The 26,068-nt window shown below is 45.3% G+C and carries 21 protein-coding genes and 2 pseudogenes; 9 read left to right on the forward strand and 14 right to left on the reverse strand.

The genetic code is table 11. The features are described 5' to 3' along the window. Positions 1 to 49: 49 nt before the first annotated feature. The 8 genes and pseudogenes from QWZ05_RS21585 to yoaA all read right to left on the reverse strand — a co-directional run bounded on the left by QWZ05_RS21585 (position 50) and on the right by yoaA (position 8,386). Positions 50 to 403 (reverse strand): DUF3316 domain-containing protein, encoded by a 354-nt coding sequence (locus QWZ05_RS21585; protein WP_264875255.1) that lies wholly within the window; start codon positions 401 to 403, stop codon positions 50 to 52. 215 nt (positions 404 to 618) lie between these two features. Beyond that, positions 619 to 1,245 (reverse strand): heme-binding beta-barrel domain-containing protein, encoded by a 627-nt coding sequence (locus tag QWZ05_RS21590; protein ID WP_264875254.1) that lies wholly within the window; start codon positions 1,243 to 1,245, stop codon positions 619 to 621. A gap of 208 nt (positions 1,246 to 1,453) precedes the next feature. Continuing rightward, positions 1,454 to 2,574 (reverse strand): annotated as a pseudogene (gene rnd / locus QWZ05_RS21595) (ribonuclease D). Positions 2,575 to 2,660: 86 nt separating this feature from the next. Continuing rightward, positions 2,661 to 4,345, reverse strand: a pseudogene (gene fadD / locus QWZ05_RS21600) (long-chain-fatty-acid--CoA ligase FadD); the annotation flags it as partial. Positions 4,346 to 4,438: 93 nt separating this feature from the next. Next, positions 4,439 to 5,320 (reverse strand): alpha/beta fold hydrolase, encoded by an 882-nt coding sequence (locus QWZ05_RS21605; protein WP_290300631.1) that lies wholly within the window; start codon positions 5,318 to 5,320, stop codon positions 4,439 to 4,441. 50 nt (positions 5,321 to 5,370) lie between these two features. Further along, positions 5,371 to 5,676: a chromosome partitioning protein ParA gene (locus QWZ05_RS21610; RefSeq protein ID WP_290300633.1), complete on the reverse strand. Its 306-nt coding sequence runs from the start codon at positions 5,674 to 5,676 to the stop codon at positions 5,371 to 5,373. A 77-nt stretch (positions 5,677 to 5,753) separates the two neighbouring features. Further along, positions 5,754 to 6,455, reverse strand: a complete 702-nt coding sequence (gene tsaB / locus QWZ05_RS21615; RefSeq protein ID WP_264875249.1) for a tRNA (adenosine(37)-N6)-threonylcarbamoyltransferase complex dimerization subunit type 1 TsaB — start codon at positions 6,453 to 6,455, stop codon at positions 5,754 to 5,756. Between the two features lie 8 nt (positions 6,456 to 6,463). Then, positions 6,464 to 8,386 (reverse strand): DNA repair helicase YoaA, encoded by a 1,923-nt coding sequence (gene yoaA / locus QWZ05_RS21620; RefSeq protein ID WP_290300636.1) that lies wholly within the window; start codon positions 8,384 to 8,386, stop codon positions 6,464 to 6,466. A gap of 197 nt (positions 8,387 to 8,583) precedes the next feature. Between yoaA and purU the strand changes: the two genes are divergently transcribed. Both purU and QWZ05_RS21630 read left to right on the forward strand, forming a co-directional pair. Then, positions 8,584 to 9,417, forward strand: a complete 834-nt coding sequence (purU, locus tag QWZ05_RS21625; RefSeq protein WP_290300638.1) for a formyltetrahydrofolate deformylase — start codon at positions 8,584 to 8,586, stop codon at positions 9,415 to 9,417. Positions 9,418 to 9,557: 140 nt separating this feature from the next. After that, entirely contained in the window at positions 9,558 to 10,322 is a 765-nt protein-coding gene (locus QWZ05_RS21630; RefSeq protein ID WP_290300641.1) for a hydratase, read from the forward strand. A 93-nt stretch (positions 10,323 to 10,415) separates the two neighbouring features. Here QWZ05_RS21630 and QWZ05_RS21635 read toward each other — a convergent pair whose 3' ends face one another. The 4 genes from QWZ05_RS21635 to QWZ05_RS21650 all read right to left on the reverse strand — a co-directional run bounded on the left by QWZ05_RS21635 (position 10,416) and on the right by QWZ05_RS21650 (position 16,549). After that, the gene (locus QWZ05_RS21635) at positions 10,416 to 12,560 is read right to left on the reverse strand and encodes a polysaccharide biosynthesis tyrosine autokinase (RefSeq protein ID WP_290300643.1); all 2,145 of its coding nucleotides are present in this window, start codon (positions 12,558 to 12,560) and stop codon (positions 10,416 to 10,418) included. Between the two features lie 27 nt (positions 12,561 to 12,587). Further along, positions 12,588 to 13,688 carry a polysaccharide export protein gene (locus tag QWZ05_RS21640; protein WP_290300645.1) on the reverse strand — a complete coding sequence of 367 codons (1,101 nt, stop codon included), beginning with the start codon at positions 13,686 to 13,688 and terminating at the stop codon, positions 12,588 to 12,590. Positions 13,689 to 13,696: 8 nt separating this feature from the next. Beyond that, positions 13,697 to 14,131 (reverse strand): arsenate reductase/protein-tyrosine-phosphatase family protein, encoded by a 435-nt coding sequence (locus QWZ05_RS21645; protein ID WP_290300646.1) that lies wholly within the window; start codon positions 14,129 to 14,131, stop codon positions 13,697 to 13,699. 414 nt (positions 14,132 to 14,545) lie between these two features. Further along, positions 14,546 to 16,549 (reverse strand): NADPH-dependent 2,4-dienoyl-CoA reductase, encoded by a 2,004-nt coding sequence (locus tag QWZ05_RS21650; protein WP_290300648.1) that lies wholly within the window; start codon positions 16,547 to 16,549, stop codon positions 14,546 to 14,548. Positions 16,550 to 16,796: 247 nt separating this feature from the next. Here QWZ05_RS21650 and sppA point away from each other — a divergent pair, with 247 nt between their 5' ends. Beyond that, entirely contained in the window at positions 16,797 to 18,653 is a 1,857-nt protein-coding gene (sppA, locus tag QWZ05_RS21655; protein WP_290300651.1) for a signal peptide peptidase SppA, read from the forward strand. A 101-nt stretch (positions 18,654 to 18,754) separates the two neighbouring features. After that, a complete protein-coding gene (ansA, locus tag QWZ05_RS21660) occupies positions 18,755 to 19,768 on the forward strand; it encodes an asparaginase (RefSeq protein WP_290300653.1) in 1,014 nt (337 codons plus the stop codon). A gap of 135 nt (positions 19,769 to 19,903) precedes the next feature. Here the strand turns inward: ansA and QWZ05_RS21665 are convergent, their stop codons facing one another. Beyond that, positions 19,904 to 20,194, reverse strand: coding sequence for a YeaC family protein (locus QWZ05_RS21665; protein ID WP_264875242.1), 291 nt, complete (start codon positions 20,192 to 20,194; stop codon positions 19,904 to 19,906). A gap of 167 nt (positions 20,195 to 20,361) precedes the next feature. Here QWZ05_RS21665 and QWZ05_RS21670 point away from each other — a divergent pair, with 167 nt between their 5' ends. Then, a complete protein-coding gene (locus tag QWZ05_RS21670) occupies positions 20,362 to 21,183 on the forward strand; it encodes a DUF2989 domain-containing protein (protein WP_264875241.1) in 822 nt (273 codons plus the stop codon). A 54-nt stretch (positions 21,184 to 21,237) separates the two neighbouring features. On the opposite strand, the gene msrB is transcribed toward QWZ05_RS21670, so the two are convergent. After that, complete coding sequence (gene msrB / locus QWZ05_RS21675) at positions 21,238 to 21,636, reverse strand: peptide-methionine (R)-S-oxide reductase MsrB (protein WP_264875240.1); 399 nt, start codon at positions 21,634 to 21,636, stop codon at positions 21,238 to 21,240. Positions 21,637 to 22,003: 367 nt separating this feature from the next. Here msrB and gap point away from each other — a divergent pair, with 367 nt between their 5' ends. The 4 genes from gap (at position 22,004) to QWZ05_RS21695 (ending at position 26,007) form a co-directional block, all read left to right on the forward strand. Continuing rightward, positions 22,004 to 22,999, forward strand: a complete 996-nt coding sequence (gene gap, locus QWZ05_RS21680; protein ID WP_164647847.1) for a type I glyceraldehyde-3-phosphate dehydrogenase — start codon at positions 22,004 to 22,006, stop codon at positions 22,997 to 22,999. A 168-nt stretch (positions 23,000 to 23,167) separates the two neighbouring features. Further along, positions 23,168 to 24,049: a D-hexose-6-phosphate mutarotase gene (locus QWZ05_RS21685; RefSeq protein WP_264875239.1), complete on the forward strand. Its 882-nt coding sequence runs from the start codon at positions 23,168 to 23,170 to the stop codon at positions 24,047 to 24,049. An 85-nt stretch (positions 24,050 to 24,134) separates the two neighbouring features. Further along, positions 24,135 to 24,941 carry a 23S rRNA (guanine(745)-N(1))-methyltransferase gene (gene rlmA, locus QWZ05_RS21690; protein WP_290300657.1) on the forward strand — a complete coding sequence of 269 codons (807 nt, stop codon included), beginning with the start codon at positions 24,135 to 24,137 and terminating at the stop codon, positions 24,939 to 24,941. A 118-nt stretch (positions 24,942 to 25,059) separates the two neighbouring features. Further along, positions 25,060 to 26,007, forward strand: coding sequence for a ChaN family lipoprotein (locus tag QWZ05_RS21695; RefSeq protein ID WP_290300659.1), 948 nt, complete (start codon positions 25,060 to 25,062; stop codon positions 26,005 to 26,007). Positions 26,008 to 26,068 lie beyond the last annotated feature (61 nt).

A 26,068-nucleotide genomic window follows, 5' to 3' on the forward strand; every position in this document is an offset into this window, starting at 1 on the left:
AGAGCAGCAAGGCTTGACGACACAGTTAAGACACTGCTCTTTTTGTTTACTAATTGTAGTCGCGATAATCGTATTGATACTTATAACTGACTTCTGGTTTGAACACTTTATTTCCCTTTTCGTCAAACTGTGACAGAACCTTAACGTCAGATTTCGTCACCTCGAACGAACGATTATTGACAGTCACCACCCTTGTTCTTTGTGACTTACTCAACTCATATGAGGTTTGACTTAGTAACTGTGACTCCAGCGTCTTGCCTTCCTGTAAAGCCTCTTCTTGCGTGCTATGTTCTTGACCTAAAATGACATCGGAACTCACCTGCGTGGCATATCGCGCGTTAGCATAGGCACTTCCAGAGAGCACACTAATCAATAGGACTTGGTAAAGGGTCTTCATTTCCATAAAAGCCTCCCGACTTTTCCGTATTGCAAATATGGATATAGGTGTTGGCAATAATCATTTAAACGCATATACACGCGTTCGATGTTAGTGTCGCGTAAAAACACGACATGATATACACAAGAAGTACGCATTAACTGCAAGTTTGATGCAAAAAAGCGCCGACTAAAAGCCGGCGCTAATTGAAATGTCATCAAAGACTATTTAGGGAAATCTTATTATTTCACTTTTTTCAGAGTGCTCGAATCAGTGTGGGCAAATTGATTGCCATAGATATCAAGACCAGTGCTTTGAGTGTAAGTTAGCGTCTCTTCATCGAACTTAATGTTCATCGTAAATGACGTTGTTGATGCGTTTTCGGTCATGTAATTCGATTCCGCGATACCACGTCCTGAAGCAACTAGTGTCATGTCGTTCCCTGCAGGGCCTTCAGCTGTAACACAGGTAGTACGAGGTACACAGTAAGAGTTATATACGATTTGGTTTTTAGCATCATAGATAAAGTAACCACGTTGGTCATGGAACTTGCTGTCATCGGCTTTGCGGAATACTTCTTGTTTGTAATATAACGCAACTAGCATCTGATCACTTGCATTTACCGCATCAGCAGCCACTTCAAAGGTGATCGTTTCATAAAAAGGGGTTACTGCAGGACCGCCTTTGCCAACATCGCTCCCCTCTTGACCTGGAGAAATGTCGACACCACCAGCGTCAACCGATTGCCATGTGCCGACTAGCTTCGCTAGTGGGCCAAAATCAAGACCATCAATCACAGTGTGATCGGCGAGTGCTGGAAGAGTGATTAGTGCAGACAAAGAAGCTGCGATTAGAGTTTTCGTTTTCATAATTATATTAATTCCATTTGGGCTGATTAGAGCGACAAAGCAACTTACCTTGTCGCTTACTAGTGCAACATTACTCAATCCAAATACGAAACTTATTGCGCAAGATCAACTCTACTAGCACAGTTACAATCCGTTACAGACTTTATTATCGCCGTAAAAAAACCAGAGTAATAACTCTGGCTTTATCAATATTTATGGCTGATTTATTTTATCTTTTCAGTAACTTAACCAAACGTTCTTCAAAGCATTCTGCTCGCCAACCTTTCATCACATCCGGTTTACGCTCAACAGACATGTCATAGTCTTTCACCCAGCGGATAAACTGATTCAGTTGCTTCTTAGACGCTAAAAACTCAGTCGCAAGCCCAGTTTTGGCACTGGCTTTTTTCACTTCGTCTTTAAGCAACTTGAACTCTTGTTTATAACCCGGGAGATCAACCACTCGAGTAATCGATGCTGGGTAACTCTCTTTAGACACGTTTTGTGCCTTCTTAACGATCTGAACGATTCTCTCGCCATGACGACGAATAGAGCGTGGGTCTATCCCCATCCCTTCCATCGTTTTGGTTGAAGTGACACCATTACTCGCGATATCCAGCAGCTCATTCTCTTTGAAGATGAAGTTTAATGCCAAATCACGCTTCACCGCCTCTTTATAGCGCCAAGCGGCGAGAGGCTGCAAAATAGCGAGCTGCTTTGGCTTTAGTTGCCAAGCGCCTTTTATGTCACGGTAAAGTTTAGTCGGCTCAATTGTTTTTATACGCTTAGCTGCCAGCGATGCCGATTCGTCTTGCGCAGCTGCCTGCCACGGGGTTTGTGATAACTTCTGTGCCAACTTTCGTACAGCGGCCACAAATAGTGTACGTCTGCTGCGGCGTAGTCTAGCTGCTTTTGCGTTAATGGGCGGGCTGTCCAATCAGCTCTCGATTCTGATTTATCTAACTCAACCCCGAGGTATTCGTTGACCAAGCTAGCAAAGCCAGTGGATAAACCGTGGCCAAGAAACGCCGCCATGATTTGTGTATCGAGCATCGGTGTTGGCAAACAGCCTAAGTCATTTTGAAACACCTCTAGATCTTCGCCGCAGGCATGAAGTACTTTTAGTACAGATTCATCACGTAGCAACTCAGCTAAAGGTTCTAAATCGTGCAGTTCTAGTGGATCAATCAATGACAGTTGTTCACCGTCAAACAACTGAACTAAGCCCAGCTTAGGAAAGTAAGAACGAATACGTACAAACTCGGTATCCAACATGACCTTTTCTGCTCGGCGAGCGGCCTCGCAGACCGACACTAGTGCTTCCTGACTCTTAACGATTTGGTATTTCACTCAAAATTCTCTTTGTGGGGGCTGTAAAAATAAAAATGCCAGCATGTGTGCTGGCATTTTATCAAAACGAACAACGAATTACGCTGACTCTTTTTTGCTAACTCAGCATCATTCTCTTCGCGAAGTACGCGACGAAGAATCTTACCGACGTTGGTCTTTGGTAGATCTTCTTTAAACTCTACCAGCTTCGGCACTTTATAGCCTGTTAGATGCTGGCGACAGTGAGCAATGATTTCATCTTTGGTTAAGCTAGGATCACGCTTAACCACATAAATTTTCACCAGTTCACCCGATACTTCATGTGGCTGACCGATTGCTGCAACTTCCAACACCTTACCATGAAGTGCGACAACGTCTTCGATTTCGTTAGGATACACGTTGAAGCCCGATACTAAGATCATGTCTTTTTACGGTCAACAATATGCAAGAAGCCATCTTCATCAAACTTCACGATATCGCCAGTTGATAGCCAACCTTCGCTGTTAATCACCTCTTTGGTTGCTTCTGGACGCTGCCAGTAGCCTTGCATTACTTGAGGACCACGAACCTGAAGCTCACCCACCTCAGTATTAGCTAAAGGATTACCCTCTTCATCAACAATACGGACTTCTGTTGACGGTACAGGCAGGCCAATAGAGCCATTGTATTTCACGAGATCATGCGGGTAAGCTGCAACCAGTGGAGAACACTCAGTTAGGCCATAGCCTTCAAGAAGGTAACAACCCGTCGTACGCTGCCAGCTCTCTGCCACAGCGCGCTGAACCGCCATGCCACCACCTACAGCCAAACGCAGGTTGCTGAAATCGAGCTCATGGAAGTCTTCATTGTTAACCAGCGCATTAAACAGTGTGTTTACACCGGTAATGGCAGTAAATGGGTGCTGTTTAAGCTCTTTAATAAAGCCTGGAATATCACGTGGGTTCGTGATCAATAGGTTACGACCACCCATTTCAATGAACAGTAGGCAGTTTACTGTCAGCGCGAAGACGTGATAAAGCGGCAGTGCCGTTACAACGAGTTCACGACCTTCAGACAGAACAGGCCCATATGCACCTTTTGCTTGCATCACGTTTGCAATCATATTGCGGTGAGTCAGAATCGCGCCTTTTGCGACACCAGTAGTACCGCCCGTATATTGTAAAAACGCGATATCATCGCCAGACATAAACGGCTTAACATATTGCAGGCGACGACCTTTGTGTAACGCTTGGCGCATTGAGATAGCACCTGGCAGGTTGTACTTAGGCACCATGCCTTTTACGTACTTAACCACAAAGTCAACAATTGTGCCTTTCGCGCGTGGCAGCATTTGACCAAGGCTTGTTAGCACAACGTGTTTAATTGGCGTGTTGTCTACGACTTGCTCAAGCGTGTTCGCAAAATTGGACACAATGACAATTGCTTTTGCATCAGCATCATTCAACTGATGTTCAAGCTCACGAGGCGTATAAAGTGGGTTCACATTGACAGCAATCATACCCGCACGCAGCACACCAAGCAGGGCGACTGGATATTGGAGTAAATTTGGCATCATCAGAGCAACGCGGTCGCCCTTTTTAAGCTTCAGTTCATTCTGTAAGTAGGCAGCAAAGGCACGGCTGCGCTCTTCTAACTTACGGAACGTCATCACCGAGCCCATATTCATAAAGGCGGGTTGGTCAGCGTATTTCTGAACAGACTGCTCAAACATCTCAACCAATGATTCGTACTGGTCAGGGTTAATGCTCTCGGGTACATCGCTTGGGTAGCGAGAAAGCCAAGGTTTATCCACGTTAAAACTCCTCGTTATTAGTACAGCTGTTATCATTATCGTGCTATTACACCATAGCGTAGGATGGAGAGCACGAATCACTCAAACAACTGTTTAAATTTTGTTAACTAAGCCACTAATTATGGTTGCAACCTGTTGAGGTTGCTCTAAATGACAATGGTGCCCGCCATTGATTGTCACTACCTTGTCTGCATCAAGATAGCTCTTCCATTGAGATTTGAGTGTTGGATAACCCTGACTTCCTAAAATCAATATCCACGGACACTGAACTTGCTCTACGATTGCCTGTGCGTGCTCGGGCGACATGCGATAAATTGATTCCGCCAATAAGCGGCGATCATGACGCCAAAACCAACGTCCTTCGTGCTCGACTGTCCCTCGCGCAACGATGGGCGTTATCTGCTCCGGTGTCAGTTGATTAGCGCGAGTGCGTTTAGCTATCGCACTCGCAAAACTGTCCATGCTCTTTTGCGACTTCTGCCGAATCCGCTGTCGACTGATCACTGCTTGTCGAATGCGAGTAGCATGATTATCTGGATTTTCGGCTATCGGTAATAAGCCTTCAATTTGCACCAGACCCATCACATGCTCAGGAAAGGCGGAACTATAGCAACTTGCTAGCAAAGCACCAAGAGAATGCCCTACTATCAAACACCTATTTGCTGATAACTTAGACAATAGTTGCGAAAAGTCGTCTAAGTATTCATGAAATCCGTAGTATTGACCTAATGATTTATGGTCCGACCAGCCGTGACCGGCTAAATCAACCGCAATACACCGTATATTCGGTAGTAATTTAATCAGTTCGACAATTGTAGAATCAAAGCTGGCGGCATTATCTAGCCAGCCATGCAGAAACACCACTGTCGGCGTATTTAGATCAGCTTGAGCAGGTTGATAGTCTCGATAGGCAAGGCTGCCCCACTCCAACTGCACTTTTTTGTTGATGTGACACTCAGATAGACGAAACGACACAAAGCGTCCTTGATTTGAAATGAATAGAAAGTGAAAGGAATCGATGGGGATCAGATGTACACGTCGACACCCAACATTTGCGACAACTCTTCGCGACGAGCTTGGTTCATCACATCCATATACTCTTGCATTGCCTTTCGTCCACGTCCTTCCGGCAAGTCATATTGGATACGTGCACGGTGAAGATCAGATTCGTTGATGTCACGAATAGAATGAGAGACCGCATTGGCAACTTTACTTGGTTGACCAACCGCCGTCTTACCTTGAGACTTTTGAACTTGCTTGTTGTTCTTTGCCTTACCTACACGTCGATTATTGGGTATCGACGAAGGGGGTAATCCACCAATGGAAACCATATTTACCTCTACGGACTCTCTCTAGCGAATCACTTCGCTACTAACGCGCTCAGGACAGTTACTGACGGTCAAGCCTGCTACTCACGACCTGGCAGTTTTTTCCAAGCCACCTTATCACGCAGATAAACTGGGCTAGCACTTTCTGCTTCGACCGTATTACCCTGCTCAAGTTCAAATTTGGCCAAAACAACCATATCTTGCGCATCAGGATACAAGACGTCGCCTTTTGATAAGCTCAAAGACAAATCACTCAAAGCCTCGCTGTAAGCATCCCAGCCCGTACCTGCGGTTTTCCACGTCAGTGGTGACGAATCGAGCAGCCCATTGACTTCTTGTGGTGGAATCACACACTCTGGTACAACCGCAATCCAATCACCGCTTTCTAGTCGTTGATATTGACCTAGGTAAACTTCGCTCATTCGAGCATCAATCGCTGCGATGACTTGCTCTGTTCCGTGAACGCGGTAAGAAGCTTGCGCCATCGCTTTTAGGGTGGAGATACCGATCATCGGTAGCTCCGCACCAAAGCCTAACCCTTGGGCAATACCAATACCAATTCGCACACCGGTAAAGCTGCCAGGCCCTTGACCAAAGGCCAATGCATCAAGGTCCGTTAGAGCTAGATCAGCCTCTTTCAATACTTCATCGACCATAGGCAGAATTTTCTTGGTATGGTCTCTTGGCGCAACTTCGCTGCGACTGTAGACTTTATCGCCCACAAGTAGGGCAACCGAACAGTTCTCAGTAGCTGTGTCGACAGCCAATATTTTAACGCTCATGTAAATCTCTAATCTTGGTTTTGTTCAACGGTCAAAAAGTCCGTAATGACACGTAAATCTCGCGTTCTTGGAATAGGTGGTAAACTGGATAGAAACACACCACCATAATCACGCGTGACCATGCGATTATCACACAAGATCAACGCACCACGATCTTTCTTATCTCGAATCAGACGCCCAACCCCCTGTTTCAGCGTAATGACCGCATCAGGAATTTGAACATCACTGAAAGGATCGCCGCCTTTCAAGCGACAATCTTCTATTCGTGCCTTAAGCAGCGGATCATCCGGTGCTGTAAAGGGTAATTTATCAATAATAACACAGCTAAGCGCGTCGCCCCTAACATCAATCCCCTCCCAGAATGCCCCTGTTGCGACCAATAGAGCATTGCCGAGCTCCATAAACTCTGCCAAGGTTTTTTGTTTCGTGGTTTCACCTTGCATCAACACAGGAATGGTCAATGTTTCACGAAAGCCTTCTGTCAGCTCTCTCATCATCGAATGGGATGTGCACAAAAAGAAGCAACGGCCTCGGTTATGCTCAATCACCGGGGCAAGCAAATCCACCAGCCTATTTGCAAGGCCGGGGCTGTTAGGTTCGGGTAGGTATTTGGGCACACAAAGACGCGCTTGGTTTTGATAATCAAATGGACTTGGCAAAGAGAACTGTTTAGTGGGTTTTAAGCCCAAGCGCGCAGAAAAGTGGTCAAAATTACCATTAACCGCAAGCGTAGCAGAGGTGAAAATCCAAGCGCCCTGCTTGAGCTCAATCTGCTCGTAAAACTTATCTGCCACCGAAAGTGGGGTAATGTGTAGGGCAAAATGACGATTAGTGGTTTCATACCAATAGCTATACCCCGTAATCGACACATCACACACCCGCTCTATTCGGTTGGCGATGGTTGTCGCTCGCTCAAAAGCAGAATCGAGAATTTGGCTGCGCCCCAAGGCCAGTTTGAGTACCTCTAGCGCAAAATCGAGTGATTCCGTTAAGCGACCGATAGCCAGGCTTATCGCTGGTGAGTTCACCGCTTCACGCCAGTTGCCACGAAATCCAGCGTTGCCAAGGTTGATACGCAGATCCATCGCCGTTTGCACCAGTTGCTCAGACACTTTGCTTAACTGCTTCATGTCTTTGGCTTCAGTGCGATAGCCAATTTCGATATCTTTGGCGAGCTCGTGAATCATTCGACTCGAGATGGTTTGACCAAAATACTGGCTGGCGATATCAGGGATCTGATGGGCTTCATCAAAGATGAACACCTCCGCTTCTGGGATTAACTCACCAAACCCGGTCTCTTTGATGGCAAGATCAGCAAGAAACAGATGGTGATTCACCACCACAATATCGGCATCCATGGCACGCTTGCGCGCCTTTAACACAAAGCAATCGGTATAACTTGGGCACTCTTTGCCTAAACAATTATCGTTGGTGGAGGTTATAGTCGGGATGATTGGGCTATCTTCGGCTATGTCTTCGCACTCACCCAAATCACCACTCTTGGTGGATGAAGACCATGCTCGCACCTTGATAAGCTGACTCAGTGCGTCATTCTCCACTTGAATATTATGCACCTCGACCATTTGGCGGCTCAGTCTATCGAGGCACAAATAGTTGGCTCTCCCTTTTAATAGGGCGACCGAGCCATAATATCCAAGCGCATCGACCATCAGCGGTAAGTCTCGGTGAAACAGCTGCTCTTGCAGGTTTTTCGAGCCCGTACTAATAATGACCTTTTTCCCACTCATCAGCGCAGGCACTAAATAGGCAAACGTCTTTCCTGTTCCCGTTCCAGCCTCAACCACCAGTTGACTCTGGTTTTGAATCGCATCGTGGGCGGCTTGCGCCATATCGAGCTGTGGTTGGCGAGGCTGAAAGCCTGGAATAGCTTTACCTAACGCGCCGTCTGCGGAAAAGGTCTTGTCGATCATTGCTCTGGATGTTTGATGAAATGAGTAGCGATTATGGCAGCTTTAAGACGGCCGTGCGACATTCTTTGGTTGAAACAAAGTCGAGAATAGATTAATTATTAGAGTCAATTAGCCTCACTCCGACACTCGACTGAAAAAAATCACAATCGTTGGAGTGGCTGAACGGAATGTAAATTAATCATGGAAGTATTTCGTCAATGGAAAAGAAAACACTATTAACCCATTGCAGTGACGCGCCGGGACTGATCTCAAAGATCACCAATATCTGTTATAAACATCAGCTAAACATCATTCACAACAATGAGTTCGTGGATAATACCAGTGGCCATTTCTTTATGCGCACGGAGCTTGAAGGCTATTTTAACGATCAAACGTTTCTCGCCGATTTAGATCAAGCACTGCCCGATGGTGCTAACCGCAAGTTGGTTGATTCGTCACGTAAGAAAGTCGTTATCCTAGTGACCAAAGAAGCCCACTGCTTAGGTGATATTTTGATGAAAACCTACGACGGTAGCTTAGATGTTGATATCGCTGCTGTGGTTGGTAACTACGACACACTGCAATCTCTGACTGAAAAGTTTGATATTCCCTACCACCATGTCTCTCACCAAGAACTTAATCGCGAAGAGCACGAGAAAAAGATGTTAGAGGTGGTAGAGCAATACCAACCAGATTACCTAGTACTTGCTAAATATATGCGCGTGTTAACACCGGGCTTTGTTGAAAAGTATCATCACAAAATCATCAACATCCACCACAGCTTCTTACCGGCCTTTATTGGCGCCAAGCCTTATCAACAAGCGTATGAGCGTGGTGTGAAGATCATCGGTGCGACTGCGCACTTTGTTACCAACGACCTCGATGAAGGCCCGATCATCAAACAAGATGTGATTCCCGTCGATCATAACTTCAGTGCCAAAGACATGGCGCAGGCGGGTCGAGATGTTGAGAAGAATGTACTTAGTAAAGCACTGAATAAAGTGCTTAATGACCACGTTTTCGTCTACGGAAATAAGACTGTTATTCTTTAACATCATTTGTCGTGCCGTGTTTCTCTACACGGCACTTTCTCACCGTAATGCCTCGTCAAATCACACTCTTTACTCTTTCTCTACCCACTCATAGTAATTTTGGTTATTATCGTTGGATACAAACCAAAAGGTAATACAATATGACTAACGAATTTAAACTTGCTGCTTCAGAGCTGCTAAGCCGCCGCGTGCCAGGTACCAAAGCGCCACGTCTTGAAGAAACACAGCGCCCAAGCAACGTTGAAGATGCATTGGCTATCCAGTCATCAATGATTGACCTACATAGTGACAAAGTGGGCGGTTGGAAGTGTCTTCTGCCACTGGCTGACGACAGGTTTGTTGTTGCACCTATCTTTGCTGACAGCATCCAACAAGGTGAGAAGTGTGAGCTTTTTGCTGACAACAACGCTGCTCGCGTCGAACCTGAGATCGCATTTGTACTAAACAAAGCGCTACCTGCTAACCCAAATGGTTACAGCGAAGCAGAGATCAACGACGCAATCGGTTCATGCCACATGGCACTTGAACTAATGCAAGCTCGTTTTGCAGATGACAGCGGCGCAGAGTTCTTCGAGAAGCTGGCTGACTGCCTAGTGAACCAAGGCATGTTCATCGGTCCAGAAATCGAGCGTGAGAAAGCATTCGCAGCAGCAAATATTGATATCACAGTAACGCAAGAAGGCAATGTACAAACCTTCGCTGGCACACACCCTAACTCACTAGCGCAAACGCCAATCTACTGGTTAATCAACTACATGACGCGTCGCGGCACAGATTTCGCTGCCGGTGAAGCCATCATCACAGGCTCTTACTGTGGCATCGTAGAAGTTGAGTTCAACAAGCCAACAACGATTGAATACGCGGGTATTGGTTCTTACCAAGTGACGTTTGCTGAAAAGCAGTAAGGTTAATAAACCCGCGCCCTCGATATGAAGTGCGCGGTTTTGTTCTCATCAGCAGATATCAAACGAAGAATGAATTACTAATACACATAATTGTTAATTTCTATCAGTATAAGCGTAGCCATAGCTGTAATAACCATAACCATTTGAACGCTTGTCCTCGACAGCATTAAAAATCACACCTTTTACATCAACACCAGCTTGTTCAAATCGAGCTTTTGATACTTCTAACTCTTTCGCTGTATTTACACCATAGCGAGCAACTAACATAGTTGTGCCTGCCATCGCACCTACCACACTGGGATCTGTTACTGCAAGTATTGGCGGCGTATCGACAATAACAAGATCATACCTTTGGTTTGCCCACTCTAGTAACTCACTAAATCGAGCACTCATTAACAACTCAGATGGATTCGGTGGCGTCGTACCCCTTGTAATAACGTCTCCATTAAATGACTGAGTGCTCTCAATAATTTGTTCGGCTGAGGCCGACCCGATTAAGTAGTCCGACAACCCATTTTCTTGTTCTAGCCCCATGGGTTTGTGTATTTGGCCTTTACGCATATCACCATCAATCAGCAATACGCGTTGACCAGACTGTGCAGCGACACTCGCAAAGTTCGTGGCAACAAAAGACTTACCAATATTTGGACAAGGCCCAGATATAACAACAATATTATTTTTTGCTTCAAGCATCGCGAAGTGTAAACTTGTTCTTAATGACCGCAAAGCTTCCACAGATATATCAGCTGGATTTACGTGTGCTAAAACAGCTTTGACATATTTGTTTTTTCCTTTCAGGGTCAACTCCTGTTGCTGCTTTGACTTCGGCACGCATGCATAAACGGCGATACCGAGCTCCTCTATTTCATCCGGGGATACAATTCCTCTGTAAAACGCTAACTTAACAAGCACAGCCGCAACACTCAACATACTACCAAGCAAGGTCGCCAATACTACAATGAGTGCTTTTTTAGGTTTGACTGGATGAAGAGATGACTGAGCATCGTCAATAATACGTACATTACCTACCGTACCTGCCTTTAGAATATTCAGTTCTTGAACTTTATTGAGTAGCTGAACATAAATTTGCTGATTTACTTCAACATCGCGCGTTAGTCGAAGTACTTCGCGTTGTGTCCTAGGTAGCCGTTGTATCTGCTTATTCAGACGTTCCTTCTCTGCCAACAACGTTTGTCTTTGTTGCAATAAAGAGACGTATGCGGGATGGTCAGGAGTGTAGCGCTGTGAGACCTCAATTTCCTTGAAAGACAGCTCGTTTAATTGGGCTTCCAACTGCACCATCACTTGAAGTGTCGAACGCGCCTCTAAACTCAAATCAACCGACTCTTGATCTTGACGATATTCATTCAATAGATCTTCAGCTTGGTTCAATGCACTCTGTACCTCAGGGAGGTGTTGATGCAAAAAGAGCAAACTCTTTTCCGCTTCAGCCTGTTGCCGGGACACATTCTGGCTCAAGTAGTTAACGCTAATATCGTCTAGAATTCGTTCAATTTGCGCTTGGTTCGTCCCCTCTAGAGAAAGCTGTAAAATTCCACTTTGATTCCCACGCTCGCTAACAGAAAGACTATTTTGCAAGCGACTTACCGCATCGACTCTAGAGCCCCTCGACACTATAAACTCTTGCCCGTTCTCAGCGACTAAATCTACCACAAAGATCGCTACCTCATCATTTGCCGTAGACATTTCTCCAACTCGGCCATTTAGTAGATGCTTACCTTGTAAGTCATAAAGAGCGTAATCAAACTTAACATTATCAATTTTAACCAATAGAAAATCTTCTGACCTATGTGACAAATGCTCTATGTAGCCGACATCCGCAAACGCATTAAGACCAAGTGCTCTCGCTGTCGCTTGACCTCCTAAAAATGAGTATTGGGGCTCTACAGAGATATCTAAGCCCAGTTTATCCACCGTATTACCTAATACCATCCTAGACTTTAGAATTTCTACCTCAGTTGTTGCTGACGAGTCAAAGTGAAACATATCACCGAACCCATCACTTACTAACGAGCTAACCCCTGAAGACTTCTGCTCAACGTGAATCAGCGCATCAGCCTTATAGATAGGTGTTAAAACCCACGCATAAATACCTCCAATAGCAGTGAAACTCACTGTCAAAATTATAATAAACCACCAATGCTCCATTAGATGAGAAAACAGACGACCTAAATCTATTTCATCTTCAGTTTGGGTACGGTTAATACTCTCTGCCATGCCAGTTCTCTTGATTATTTATAAAACTTACCAGTTTCGAATTCTATTCGTGCCTTCGGTTAAACTATTAAAACCACTAATTGTCGGGATTAGTTGGGCAATGACCCTATTCCAGCGAGATACAGGCGCAGCTGTTACATAAACGATATCGTAAGGCTTTAGTTCAAACTCTGTGCCGATCACCAAAGCGGTTGCATCTTGAATATCAAGCTGATAAATATCTGCCAAATTGTCTTGATACATCGAGGCTGAACGCACAACAAACACACCCGTAGCATCCGCAGACAGCTCGTTAATCCCTCCTACCGCACTTAATGCTTCCGTAAGACTCATTCCCGCTCGATCAATTTTGAGAAGCTGTGGTGAGTTGACTTCACCCATCACAAATACTTTTTGACTGTCGTTTCTTGGAATATGAACAATATCACCATGGTGGAGTAATCGATTATGCTTCAGATCCCCAGATTGAATGAGGGCGGAGAGTGAAATAACTTCCTCACTCCCATCGCGTGTCAAAACAACATTTCTCCAATCAGCATCCTGTGATAATCCACCAGCTACATTTATCGCATCTAACAATGTAAGAGGAATATTGGTGAGACTCTGTTGGCTCGGTAAGTTAACTTCACCTGTGATATAAACTTTTTGAGAACGAAATGCAGCAACGTTTACATCAATTTGTGGGCTCTCAATGTAAAGCGCGAGCTTTTCAGCCAAGACGTCTCTTACTTGAGTTACCGTTTTACCTGCTACATTCACTGTACCTACATATGGGTAGAATATGCTTCCATCAGAATGGACCCAACTTCCCGCCTCTTCTGAGCTCCTGTAAGAGCCTGCTGGAATGGTAAGTTCAGGGTGGTCCCAAACGACGATATTAAGTACATCCCCCACCCCAATTCGATATTCATAACTCTGTATCTGCTGTTCAAGGATTGGATTAGATTGGGCAAGTACCTTTTCAGACGCAAACTGAATAATATTCTCGGAGCTAAGCTTGATGACTGTTACCTCACTTTGAGCAGTTCTAGCTCCAGTATCAACATCGATATGAGATCCTGGAATAGTGCACGCTTGAATAAGAAATATTGCCAATAACGCGAGACTATTCTTTAATACGCCAGTCATGCGTTGTCTCACTGCGGGATTTTTGATGACCAAGCATTTACGGACTGCTCGATCAATTTGTAAACATGGTCAAAAGCTTCTCTGCTTTTATTGTACGGATCAGGGATCTCTGCATCACTAAGCCACTTGCCTAATAAAAATGCTTTCCCTCGTGCTTCTGGCGCGAGATGAGACAATAAGGTGAGATGTTCTTTCTCCATAACTAGAATTAAATCGTAGCTAGCACACATTTCGCGAGTCAACTTAGTCGCCTTATGGTTTTGAATGTCAAAACCATTGTTTGAGCTCACTTGGATCGCTAAGTCATCAGCTTTACGACCAGCCACAGCTTCAATTCCTGCAGAATTGATCTGTTTATTAGGAAAAAGTCGCTTTAGAAGTGACTCTGCGGCTGGAGAACGGCATATATTGCCGACACAAACAATCAGTATTCTATCAAACATGGTTAATGCTTCCTCTCTGGGTCTGCTTTGCCTAAACTTCAAAAACAATGCAATATGCACGAAATTGGTTCTTTTTTTTGAAGCAAGGCCTCATTTATGTTTATTTTTTCTATTCAAATCACTGTAATACAACTAACGTGACGCAACTGTTAGAGATTTAAAGTCAATTCATCAAATCAATGCAGTTACACTGCGACATATCACACCTCAATAAGTCGCATATCTTGCTTTTGTGCTATACTGAAAACAACCAGATCAATCACAGCAATTTGTAACAAAATAAAACACCCCGAACTCCAGGTGACTCCTAAGCATTTGTTTTTTTGGTAAAAAATATTTTGATTTAGTACTTAAATTTATTGTTCTCAAAAAAAAGGCGGGCAACACTGCCCGCCTTTTTAGTTATCAATTGATCTATAATTTTAACGCCAACTCAACACCTTGCTTAATCGCTCTCACCGCATCAAGCTCACCTGCGTAATCAGCGCCGCCAATCACATGGAGTTTCTCTCCAAGCTCTGACCATTGGTTTTCAAATGGCCTGACGGACTCTTGTCCAGCGCAAACAATGATTTTATCGGCGTCTAACAACTGTTGATTGCCTCCTAGAGTAATGTGGAGACCGTCACTATCAACCTTGTTGTAGCTTACGCCGCCTACAAGATTCACACCGCGCTTTTCGAGTGTGCGTTTATGAATCCAACCGGTTGTTTTGCCCGGTCCTTTACCTACGCGCCCTTTACGGCGTTGTAATAACCATACGGTTTTATCGGATACTGAATCGGGGAACGGATAAAGGCCACCAGGTTGTTCCATCTCTTTATCAATGCCCCAATCATGCAGCCAGTCGTCTAGGTTATGTCCTTGAGGCTCAGTCAGCATACTTGCGACATCAACACCAATGCCACCAGCGCCAATGATCGCTATCTTATTTCCAACATCCGTTTTGTCTCTGATTAACGTTTGATAGTCGATGACTTTATCCGAACCTTCTAAGCCATCAATCGAGACTTTGCGAGGCTCTACACCCGTAGCAAGTATGACCTCATCGTACTCTTTCAGCTGCTCTAAATCTGCTTCCGTGTCCAGCAGAAGATTAACGCCCGTTTCATCGATGCGATTAGCAAAGTAGCGAATCGTCTCCCTAAATTCTTCTTTACCCGGGATCTGCATTGCAAGGCGGAATTGACCTCCAATGCGATCATTACGTTCAATTAGATCAACTCTGTGCCCGCGCTGCGCTAGGGTTGTTGCGCAGGCAAGACCAGCAGGCCCCGCCCCCACTACTGCGATAGTTTTACTTTGCGCAGCTTGCTCAACCTTAAGTTCAGCCTCCCGACACGCGAGAGGGTTCACCAGACAGCTCGCCGCTTTGCCTTTAAACACATTGTCGAGACAGGCTTGGTTACAGCCGATACAGGTATTGATTAGCTGGCTTTTCTCTTGTTGGGCTTTCTGCACAAAATACGGGTCTGCGAGAAATGGACGCGCCATTGACACCATATCAGCCTGCCCCGAGGCCAATATTTTCTCTGCTTCTTCCGGGGTATTAATTCGATTACAGGTGACAACCGGGATCGAAACATAAGGCTTCACCTTCTCAGTCACCCAAGTAAATGCACCACGGGGAACTTGAGTCGCGATAGTAGGAACGCGTGCTTCATGCCAGCCAATACCAGTGTTGATGATGGTGACGCCTGCACTCTCTAGCTCTTTAGCCAGCTCCACAACATCCTCAAATGTACTGCCCTGCTCTACCAAGTCCAACATCGACAGACGGAATATAATAATGAACTCTTTGCCAACAGCCTTACGCATCGACTTAACAATTTCGATGGGGAAACGCATGCGTTTTTTATAACTGCCACCCCATTCGTCATAACGCATGTTGGTTCGTTTACATAAAAACTGGTTAATGAGATAACCTTCTGAGCCCATGATCTCAACCCCATCATAACCCGCTAATTGGGCTAGTGAAGCGCTGTTAGAAAAGGCCTCAATTGTGTTGCGAATTTGACGTGAGCTCATCTCGCTCGGGGCAAAGCGCGCGATTGGGGCTTTGATTGAAGAAGCACTTTGAGCAAATGGATGCATCGCATAACGACCCGCATGCAAAATCTGTAACGCGATCTTGCCGCCGTGACGATGTACCGCCTCGGTGACAACCTTATGTGCTTGCGCATGCTTGGGCTTACTGAACTCCGCACTGAGTGGATGTAAGCGACCACGTAAGTTAGGAGAAAATCCCCCTGTGACAATAAGCCCGACACCGCCCTTGGCGCGCTCTTCGTAAAAGGCGGCTAACTTATCTAGCCCCTCTTTGTGTTCCTCAAGTCCTGTGTGCATTGAGCCCATCAGCACTCTATTACGTAGTTGAGTAAAACCGAGGTCGAGTGGTTTCAATAGATTTGGGTACATGGCTAACTTCGCTTTCTCGTTATTGATCGTTATACGCTCAGCAACATTTAAAGTGTTGAGCAGCTTTTATAGTTATGGTCTGACCAGAATAGGCAGGCAAAAACTAAAAATCAAACATGCGTTTACATTTTTGCAACAACGATCAATGTCAGTTTTTCACCTAAAGTTGTTAGATAGCTCGGCATCACGTAGGATTAGGGGCTCTCTCCCTGTACAGACAGGATGCGGACTTCACTGTGGAGATATAATGAAAACTCTGTTTAAGTTTATCGGCATGATATTCAAAGGCTTTTGGAAAGCGATAACCTTCATCCGAATGGCGCTTGCCAACCTACTTTTCTTGGTATTTATTGCCGTTCTTTTCTTTACCTTTAAACAAGCTGAGCAGGTCACAGCATTGCCAGAAGTGAAAAAAGAGTCAGCGCTTATTGTTAACATTTCAGGACCAATCGTAGAAGAGCGCTCTTACCTTAACCCGATGGACTCGATTACAGGCTCTCTTCTTGGCAGCGAAATGCCACGCGAAAACGTGCTGTTTGATATTGTCGACACCATCCGCCATGCGCAGGATGATCCACAAATCACAGGCATTGTGCTTGCGCTCAATGAAATGCCAGAAACCAACCTCACAAAGCTTCGCTATATCGCTAAAGCGCTGACAGAGTTTCGCACTTCGGGTAAACCTGTCTATGCAGCTGGCGGTATGTACAACCAAAGCCAGTACTCCCTCGCAAGCTATGCCGATAAGATTTTTCTCTCTCCTGATGGCGGCGTTATGCTAAAAGGCTACAGCGCCTACAACCTGTATTACAAAGCGCTGTTAGAGAAGCTCGATGTTAACACTCATGTATTCCGAGTCGGTACTTACAAATCTGCGATTGAGCCCTTTACTCGTGATGACATGTCACCAGAGGCGAAAGAAGCAGCTTCACGTTGGTTGAGCCAAATGTGGGGAGCGTATGTTGATGATGTGGCAAGCAACCGTGACATCAAACCGGAAGCTCTAAACCCTTCTATGGAAGAGTTCTTGGCGTTGATGAAAGAAGTCAATGGCGATGTCGCTGCTCTTGCACTGAAAATCGGTTTAGTTGATGAGCTGGCAACGCGCCAAGAGATCCGCGCTCAAATGGCGGATGTTTTTGGAGCAAAAGGCAAAGACAGCTATAACGCAATTGGTTTCTACGAATACCAGAACACCTTCTTTAACGATTACTCAAGCGCCAGCGATGACATCGCCGTTGTGGTGGTAAGTGGTGCGATTATGGATGGCCGTCAACAGCGTAATACTGTGGGTGGTGATACAACAGCTGCGCTTCTTCGCCAAGCACGCAACGATGATGACGTCAAAGCTGTGGTATTGCGAGTCGATAGCCCGGGTGGTAGCGCATTTGCTTCGGAAGTGATTCGTCACGAAGTGGTCGCCTTGCGTCAGGCCGGTAAGCCTGTTGTCGTCTCAATGTCGAGTTTGGCGGCATCCGGTGGTTACTGGGTTTCAATGAGCGCCGATAAGATAATCGCTCAACCAACCACTCTCACCGGCTCTATCGGTGTCTTTAGTGTGATTACCACCTTCGAGAAAGGCCTAGATAATATTGGCGTGAATACTGATGGCATCGGCACCTCACCGTTTTCGGGTGTGGGCGTGACAACCGGCCTGTCTGATGGCGCTTCACAGGCGATTCAGCTAGGCGTAGAGCATGCCTATAGTCGCTTTACTGGTCTGGTTGCAGAAGGTCGTAACATCGATATCAACGAGATGCAAAAGATTGCAGAAGGCCGAGTTTGGACTGGTCAAGATGCGATGAACCTAGGTCTGGTTGATGAGATGGGTGATTTCGATGATGCCCTAGCCGCAGCGGCTGAGTTAGCCGAGTTAGACGACTACAATGTGCATTGGGTGCAAGAGCCTCTCTCTCCTGTTCAACAGTTCCTCAATGAAATGTTCAATCAAGTTTCTATTGCTGCATTCGAGCATTTTAATGTCTCGCTTCCATCAGCGATTACGCCGATCACCGAGCAAATGACTCAGGATGCAAACCTGCTAAATAGTTTCAATGACCCTAAAGGTCATTATGCCTTGTGCTTGAACTGTAACCTGCTCTAGACAGTTCAACTAAAAAGCCGTGTCAGGCTGGCGATTTGCTCTAGACTAAAAGGACGCTGGTTATATAATTAGCGTCCTTTTTCCTATTCTGAAGCAGCCCTATGACTAGAAAGCATATCTACATCGCATACACTGGCGGCACCATCGGCATGCAAAAGTCCGATCATGGTTATATTCCTGTTGCTGGTTTTATGGAGAAACAACTGGCAAGCATGCCAGAGTTCCATAGACCAGAAATGCCAGAATATACGATCCATGAGTATGAGCCATTGATCGACTCATCAGATATGACGCCAAAGGACTGGCAACAGATTGCAGATGATATTCGCGACAACTACGACAAGTATGATGGCTTTGTGATTTTGCACGGCACAGATACGATGGCTTACACCGCGTCTGCACTGTCATTTATGCTAGAAAATCTCGCAAAACCGGTTATCGTCACTGGCTCACAAATTCCGCTTGCAGAGCTTCGTTCTGATGGCCAGGCAAACCTACTCAATGCCCTGCATATTGCTGCGAATTACCCAATCAATGAAGTGACCCTGTTTTTCAACAATCAATTGATGCGTGGCAACCGCAGTACAAAATCTCACGCTGATGGTTTTAGTGCTTTCACCTCACCGAACTTGCCCGCACTTTTAGAAGCTGGGATCAGCATAAAAGTCAGTAATGGTGTTGAAGTCAATGAAAGGCCTGAAGGTGAGTTCACCGTGCATAACATCACACCACAACCGATTGGCGTGATTACCATGTATCCTGGTATCTCTCACGAAGTCATTCGCAATACCCTTCGCCAACCCGTCAATGCGATGATCCTATTGACCTTTGGTGTCGGCAACGCACCGCAAAATCCCGAACTTCTTGCTCACCTAAAAGAAGCCTCGGAGCGAGGTGTTATTGTCGTCAACTTGACTCAGTGTTTGGCAGGTAAAGTCAACATGGGTGGTTACGCGACCGGTTGTGCTCTTGCAGATGCCGGCGTGATCAGTGGCTTTGACATGACACCCGAAGCAGCTCTGGCTAAGTTGCATTACTTACTCAGCCAAAATTTGGGTTATGAAGAGATCAAACAACAGATGCAGCAAGTCTTGCGTGGCGAGATGAGTCTGTAACCCTTTTAGTTAATTTCTCACACAAATAAGATAGAAAAGACACTTTATGTGCTTTTTTATGACCAATTTGCTAAAAAAGGTAGCCATTGTGGCTACCTTTTTTTTATCATCACGTCACAACAAAAGAGAAACGGCTCAAGCCTCGCTTTCAGAAACCTTAAAGCGAGCAATGTCTTCCTGCTGTGCTTGAAACTGGCGCTTCAACTCACTCTTAGATTTAAACGCAATATCACCACCGGCTGCGACTGTCATGTGCTGTGCTTCGGTGTTGTGTTTGGATTGATATAGCATCACGGCTTGCATACAAGAGTCGCGCTGAGCTTGCGTTAATGTTTGGCCTTCTGGCCAACGACCAGTCTCTACAGCATAGCTTAATCGCTGATAGACCTCTGGAGTGATTGCTTCAAGAAGTTGGTTTACATCCATAATAAGAATCCTTGTTATCACGGTATCTTTATTAAACGTATATTCAACCTCTACAGTTCAATTGGATACCTTTAATGCACATCTGAAATCTTTTGTTACAAAAACAATAACTCGCTGGTAAAACCAGTCAACCGTCAGACAATTAATAAGCGGAATTGATCACGCATATGATGAATCAGTTGGCAAAAATAGGCGCGATGATCGCCTCTCTTACCCTCCTCAATGGGTGCTTTGATAACACAACCGATACAGATAGGTTGTGTCAAGACAACCCTGCTTTGCAGTGTGAATATCTCAATATGGATGATGGACAATGCCGCATCCCACGAACCGATCTGGTGTGGCACAAATATGAGGTACAAAAACACCCGACTGATGTTAACAAAATTAAAGAGATCGAACTTGTTTCAGCATATCGTGGTTGCTTAGAACTATCAGCTCAAATCGAGCCAATTGATGGCCGCGATAGAAAAACCCACCGTGTAGAAACCATGATCTACATGGGGGAGGAGCAAGCTCGCCTCACAGAAAACCTAAAATCACGCAATTCTGCAGAAGTGCTGTATTTCCTTTGGTCGAAAACAGGAGATGAAAGCGCTCGCCGACAATTTCTGCAACGTGAAGGACATCCAGAGCTAGACACCGCGTCAATGCAATACGCTCTCGCCACATTTTACAGTTCAAGAAACGAACAAAAAACAGAACAACTCCTGCACCGATCACTAGAGCTAACAGGAGCCACTGCGCCTAATGTTGAGATTTTCAAAACCCTTAGTAGCTTGTATTACCGAAACAAAAAAGCGGAGCAAGCCTACTTATGGTCAATGATCGCGAAAGCACATGGCGTTCCAATTGCATCAGATGAAGAGTTGTCTTACTTATATCGTGACCTAGATTCAGCTCAGAAAACCGAACTCAACAAGCAAGTTGACGTAATTTTGCAAGAAGTTGAACTCGGGTCCTACCAAAGCCGCAGTATTAAGTTATAGGTTCAAAAGAGTCGCCACTTTAGGCAACTCTAGATTGTGGCAACCTAATGACAATCAGCTTTCAGTTTTGTCAAAAATTAACGAAACTGAATTGACGCAAAAACGCTCGCCGGTTGTCGGAGGGCCATCAGGAAAAACATGGCCTAGATGGCTATCGCAGCGAGCACAGCGGATCTCTGTACGCACCATTCCGTGACTGGTATCACTCAAGTAACGAATTGCCTCGCTATTTATCGGGGCATCGAAACTCGGCCAGCCACAGCCTGAATCAAACTTGTTGTCAGACTCAAATAGCGGGGCCTCACAACAGGTGCAGTTATAGACACCAGTATCACGGTTATGCAGTAACGTTCCCGAGAATGGTGGCTCCGTGCCCTGCTCTCGGCAAACTCGAAATTCTTCCTCACTCAGTTCCTGACGCCATACGGCATCAGGCTTCTCTATCTTTTCCATTCTCAATTTCCGCTTTCTTTTGTTATTTATTGTACGAGAGTATTTGTCTCTAGATTACCGACTTATTTTTTCAAAATTAGGACTTGCGAAATAGCATGGTTGTAGCACATACTTTCTCACCGTAACAAGGTAATACTAAACCCTGAAAACTCTCTGTTGGCTTGGTATTTTAAGTGAACGCTTGACGAAAGAAACCTGTAACACGCATAAAAAACGAGCACTTAAGACAAATTGTGAAAAAAATCGAATGTTTTTTTTGACATGAAACAACTTAAGTCGGATTATCTGTTGCAGATTTTCAACCGGTTTTGTAATTTTACTACCAGTTATCTTTCATCAAGAAATATAAAGTTGTGGAGCAACTATAATGACTATCAAAGTAGGTATTAATGGTTTTGGCCGTATCGGTCGTTTCGTTTTCCGTGCAGCACAAGAGCGCGCTGACATCGAAGTAGTAGGTATCAACGACCTAATCGACGTAGATTACATGGCTTACATGCTTAAGTATGACTCAACTCACGGCCGTTTCAACGGTACTGTTGAAGTTGAAGGCGGTAACCTAATCGTTAACGGTAAAACTGTACGTGTTACAGCTGAGCGTAACCCAGAAGACCTAAAATGGGACGAAATCGGTGTTGACGTTGTTGCTGAAGCAACAGGTCTTTTCCTAACTGACGAGACTGCACGTAAGCACATCACTGCTGGCGCGAAGAAAGTTGTTCTAACTGGTCCTTCAAAAGACGCTACTCCAATGTTCGTTAGCGGCGTAAACTTCGACACTTACGCTGGTCAAGACATCGTTTCTAACGCTTCTTGTACTACTAACTGTCTAGCGCCTATCGCTAAAGTTCTTAACGACAAGTTCGGTATCGAGTCTGGTCTTATGACTACAGTTCACGCTACTACAGCAACTCAAAAAACTGTAGATGGCCCTTCTGCTAAAGACTGGCGCGGTGGCCGTGGTGCTTCTCAGAACATCATCCCATCTTCAACTGGTGCTGCTAAAGCTGTAGGCGTTGTACTTCCAGAAGTAAACGGCAAACTAACTGGTATGGCTTTCCGCGTACCAACTGCTAACGTATCTGTAGTTGACCTAACAGTTAACCTTAAGAACGGTGCTTCTTACGAAGCTATCTGTGCAGCTATGAAAGAAGCTTCTGAAGGCGAAATGGCTGGCGTTCTTGGTTACACTGAAGACCAAGTTGTTTCTCAAGACTTCATCGGTGAAGTTTGCACTTCAGTATTCGATGCTAAAGCTGGTATCGCACTTAACGACAAGTTCGTTAAAGTTGTATCTTGGTACGACAACGAAATCGGTTACTCAAACAAAGTTCTAGACCTAATCGCTCACGTTTCTAAGTAATTACTTAGATTAAGCGTTTAGCATAGAATTATGTTGAAGAAAGGCGACTTTAGGGTCGCCTTTTTAGTGCCTGTAATTTGCGTTTAGTCTCAATAGCAATGGGACACATCTTCACCCATTGCTCTTTAGATTATTATCGTTATTACCTTGCCCTTTGGAGTGAAAACAATGGACTACTCAACTCTCCCAACCGTTAGTGCCCTATCTGATTGCGTGACCATCGCACAGCTTGAAGACATTAAAATCGTTCGCGTTCAACATGAAAAAGCCTCTGCGGCGATATCTCTTCACGGCGGTCATGTGATGTCATTTATCCCAACAGGCAAGCCAGATTTAATTTGGATGAGCAAAGAAGCGAAATTCGATGGCAAAGCTGCCCTTCGTGGCGGTATCCCTGTTTGCTGGCCTTGGTTTGGTCGCATTGCCACGCCTGCGCACGGCTTTGCCCGCACTACACAATGGGAGCTAGTAGAGCATCGTGAAAACGACAATGGTGTGATTGTTGAGCTTGCTCTTTACCCTTCTGAAGAGACTCATGACATTTGGCCACATATGTTTGACGCACGATTGATTGTCGAGGTCTCTGATGTGTTGAAGGTGTCACTGCATGTGACCAACATTGACGACCAAGCCTGGACTTTCTCTGGCGCTCTACACACTTACCTTAATGTTGGCGATATTCTTAACACTCAAACGCGCGGCATGGGGCTTGAGTACATAGATAGCTTGCAAAACGGTAAAGTGTGCCAAGGTGAAGATACACTGATCCTCAGCGATACGATTGATCGCGTCTACACCCAACCAGAGGCGCAAATTGTGGTTGAAGATCCAGCCCTTGAGCGTAACATTAGTGTCGAAAACCAAGGTCATAACTCCGCCGTACTATGGAACCCATGGGCGGAAGGCGCAAAAGGGATGGGCGACATGAACGATGATGGTTATCAGACTATGCTGTGTGTTGAATCGACTGTACACGCGAATAGCCTTGAACAAGGGATGACTTTGCAGCCAGGCGAGTCGCATGTTTTAGCAACGATTATCTCGGCATAAACCCTCGCATTGGGGCTATGCTGATGCTTTAGCCCCTTTTCAATTCCTGTTAGACTTAGCGCACTTTTTCTAACGATTGTATGCTATGTCTTACCAATGCCCCCTTTGTCATCTGTCCCTCAGTCTCACCGAACGCACCTATCGTTGCGCCAATAATCACAGCTTCGACTTAGCCAAAGAAGGTTATGTCAACCTTATGCCTGTGCAGCACAAACGCTCTAAAGATCCGGGTGATAACAAAGAGATGATGCAGGCAAGACGTCGCTTTCTTGAGCACGACTACTACGCACCGTTGCGTGATAGCGTTGCAAAACTGTGTTTAGAAAATAACCAATCTGATCAGCCTACGATTCTCGATATTGGCTGTGGTGAAGGCTACTACACAGCTTACATCGCCGAGAAAACCCAAGCGCAGGTTTATGGACTTGATATCTCAAAAGCGATGGTTAAGCATGCCGCAAAACGCTACCGCGAGGTTGATTTTACTGTCGCCTCTAGTCAGCGGCTACCTTTTGCTGACAACACATTGAGTACCATTGTGCGTATCTATGCCCCTTGTCAGCACGATGAACTCTATCGCACGCTGAAAGATCAAGGGATCATTATCACCGTAACACCAGCGGCAAGACACCTCTATCAACTGCGTGAACTGATTTACAGTGATGTTCGCCTACATGATGAGCAACCGGAAGTCATCGAAGGTTTTGAGTTAGAATCGGACGAAAAATTGAGCTACCCAATGCACCTTTCGGGATCAGATGCGTATGACCTATTGCAGATGACACCATTTGCGTGGAAAGCCACGCCCGAAGTCGTCAATAACCTCAAAGCAAGTGAGACCTTCATCTGCGAAACGGATTTTTCAGTCAGAGTTTATCGAAAAACAAACTAAGTAGCTTGAACACCAATTCGGTGCGAATTAAGCAAAAGCTCGCTGCTCTGTTTGCCAATATGTTGCGCCTCTCTTAGACTGAACAGAAAAGAGAGGTTCGATGTGAAAGGAAAACACCATGGCAACAGTGCACTCAAAAACAACGCTAATACTCACCTTCTCTCTGTTTCTTGGTGGTTGCACACAATCGAACCATGCTCCAGCGCAACCGCCTAGTGTTGCCCATTACTACGACTACCAACTTTTACGTCAACAAGCCCCTGTCACACTCAATACGCTGCCAACTGATGTTCTTGAAGCAGATGTCATTTTGGTGGGTGAATGGCACACCCATTCAGCAGTACATCGATTTCAGACCGATTTGTACTACCAACTGCTGAAACAAAACCACAATGTTACATTATCAATGGAACAGTTCAGTCGAGATAAGCAATCACTTATGGACGCCTATCTCAAAGGCACCATTGGAGAGCAGTTTCTCAAGCGTAAGGCGAATGCGTGGCCAAATTATGAAAGCGACTATAGAAGCTTGGTCGAGCTTGCAAAGAGCCACCAGCAAAAGGTCATTGCTGCCAATGCCCCGAGAGACATCGTAAAGTGCGTTGGTTATCATGGTGCCAAACATCTAGACAACTTGCCCGAGAGCCAGCGCCAATGGGTAGCTCAAGATATTGATTTGAGTGATAACCCATACAAGTCAAAATTTCTGTCGTCAATGCACCATGGTGACCCAGCGATGAATGAGCGACAGTATGCGGCGCAAGCAACTTGGGACGAAACGATGGCAGAGAGCATAGTCAACGCTTTACGCGTCTCACCTAAAACACAAGTCATGCATATCGCTGGCGACTTCCACATCAACAAAGGCTTAGGCATTGGCCGAGTAATCCAACGCTTAAACCCTGATTTAAAGGTGGTTACGATCAGTCCATCAGCAGAAATAGAATCCGGTAGCGATTACACTTTACTTGTCCTTTCCCCTCCTAAACGCTATGTGCAAGAGAAGCATCAGATGGAAGCCTATCATTCTATGGGGCACACCTTTAAGGCTCCAGATTGCCAGTGAAAAACTAGAAGATTACTTTGCAGTGCAAAAGTTAGGCACTTAACTTGCTAGCTTATCTTTG

Source organism: Vibrio agarivorans, from assembly GCF_030409635.1.
GTDB classification, from domain to species: Bacteria; Pseudomonadota; Gammaproteobacteria; order Enterobacterales; family Vibrionaceae; genus Vibrio; species Vibrio agarivorans.

What these genes read in the sequence shown, in the direction of transcription:
- QWZ05_RS21585 (WP_264875255.1), bottom strand. Translation starts at nt 403, where the DNA reads ATGGAAATGAAGACCCTTTACCAAGTCCTATTGATTAGTGTGCTCTCT.
- QWZ05_RS21590 (WP_264875254.1), bottom strand. Translation starts at nt 1,245, where the DNA reads ATGAAAACGAAAACTCTAATCGCAGCTTCTTTGTCTGCACTAATCACT.
- QWZ05_RS21610 (WP_290300633.1), bottom strand. Translation starts at nt 5,676, where the DNA reads ATGGTTTCCATTGGTGGATTACCCCCTTCGTCGATACCCAATAATCGA.
- tsaB (WP_264875249.1), bottom strand. Translation starts at nt 6,455, where the DNA reads ATGAGCGTTAAAATATTGGCTGTCGACACAGCTACTGAGAACTGTTCG.
- yoaA (WP_290300636.1), bottom strand. Translation starts at nt 8,386, where the DNA reads ATGATCGACAAGACCTTTTCCGCAGACGGCGCGTTAGGTAAAGCTATT.
- purU (WP_290300638.1), top strand. Translation starts at nt 8,584, where the DNA reads ATGGAAAAGAAAACACTATTAACCCATTGCAGTGACGCGCCGGGACTG.
- QWZ05_RS21630 (WP_290300641.1), top strand. Translation starts at nt 9,558, where the DNA reads ATGACTAACGAATTTAAACTTGCTGCTTCAGAGCTGCTAAGCCGCCGC.
- QWZ05_RS21635 (WP_290300643.1), bottom strand. Translation starts at nt 12,560, where the DNA reads ATGGCAGAGAGTATTAACCGTACCCAAACTGAAGATGAAATAGATTTA.
- QWZ05_RS21640 (WP_290300645.1), bottom strand. Translation starts at nt 13,688, where the DNA reads ATGACTGGCGTATTAAAGAATAGTCTCGCGTTATTGGCAATATTTCTT.
- QWZ05_RS21645 (WP_290300646.1), bottom strand. Translation starts at nt 14,131, where the DNA reads ATGTTTGATAGAATACTGATTGTTTGTGTCGGCAATATATGCCGTTCT.
- QWZ05_RS21650 (WP_290300648.1), bottom strand. Translation starts at nt 16,549, where the DNA reads ATGTACCCAAATCTATTGAAACCACTCGACCTCGGTTTTACTCAACTA.
- sppA (WP_290300651.1), top strand. Translation starts at nt 16,797, where the DNA reads ATGAAAACTCTGTTTAAGTTTATCGGCATGATATTCAAAGGCTTTTGG.
- ansA (WP_290300653.1), top strand. Translation starts at nt 18,755, where the DNA reads ATGACTAGAAAGCATATCTACATCGCATACACTGGCGGCACCATCGGC.
- QWZ05_RS21665 (WP_264875242.1), bottom strand. Translation starts at nt 20,194, where the DNA reads ATGGATGTAAACCAACTTCTTGAAGCAATCACTCCAGAGGTCTATCAG.
- QWZ05_RS21670 (WP_264875241.1), top strand. Translation starts at nt 20,362, where the DNA reads ATGATGAATCAGTTGGCAAAAATAGGCGCGATGATCGCCTCTCTTACC.
- msrB (WP_264875240.1), bottom strand. Translation starts at nt 21,636, where the DNA reads ATGGAAAAGATAGAGAAGCCTGATGCCGTATGGCGTCAGGAACTGAGT.
- gap (WP_164647847.1), top strand. Translation starts at nt 22,004, where the DNA reads ATGACTATCAAAGTAGGTATTAATGGTTTTGGCCGTATCGGTCGTTTC.
- QWZ05_RS21685 (WP_264875239.1), top strand. Translation starts at nt 23,168, where the DNA reads ATGGACTACTCAACTCTCCCAACCGTTAGTGCCCTATCTGATTGCGTG.
- rlmA (WP_290300657.1), top strand. Translation starts at nt 24,135, where the DNA reads ATGTCTTACCAATGCCCCCTTTGTCATCTGTCCCTCAGTCTCACCGAA.
- QWZ05_RS21695 (WP_290300659.1), top strand. Translation starts at nt 25,060, where the DNA reads ATGGCAACAGTGCACTCAAAAACAACGCTAATACTCACCTTCTCTCTG.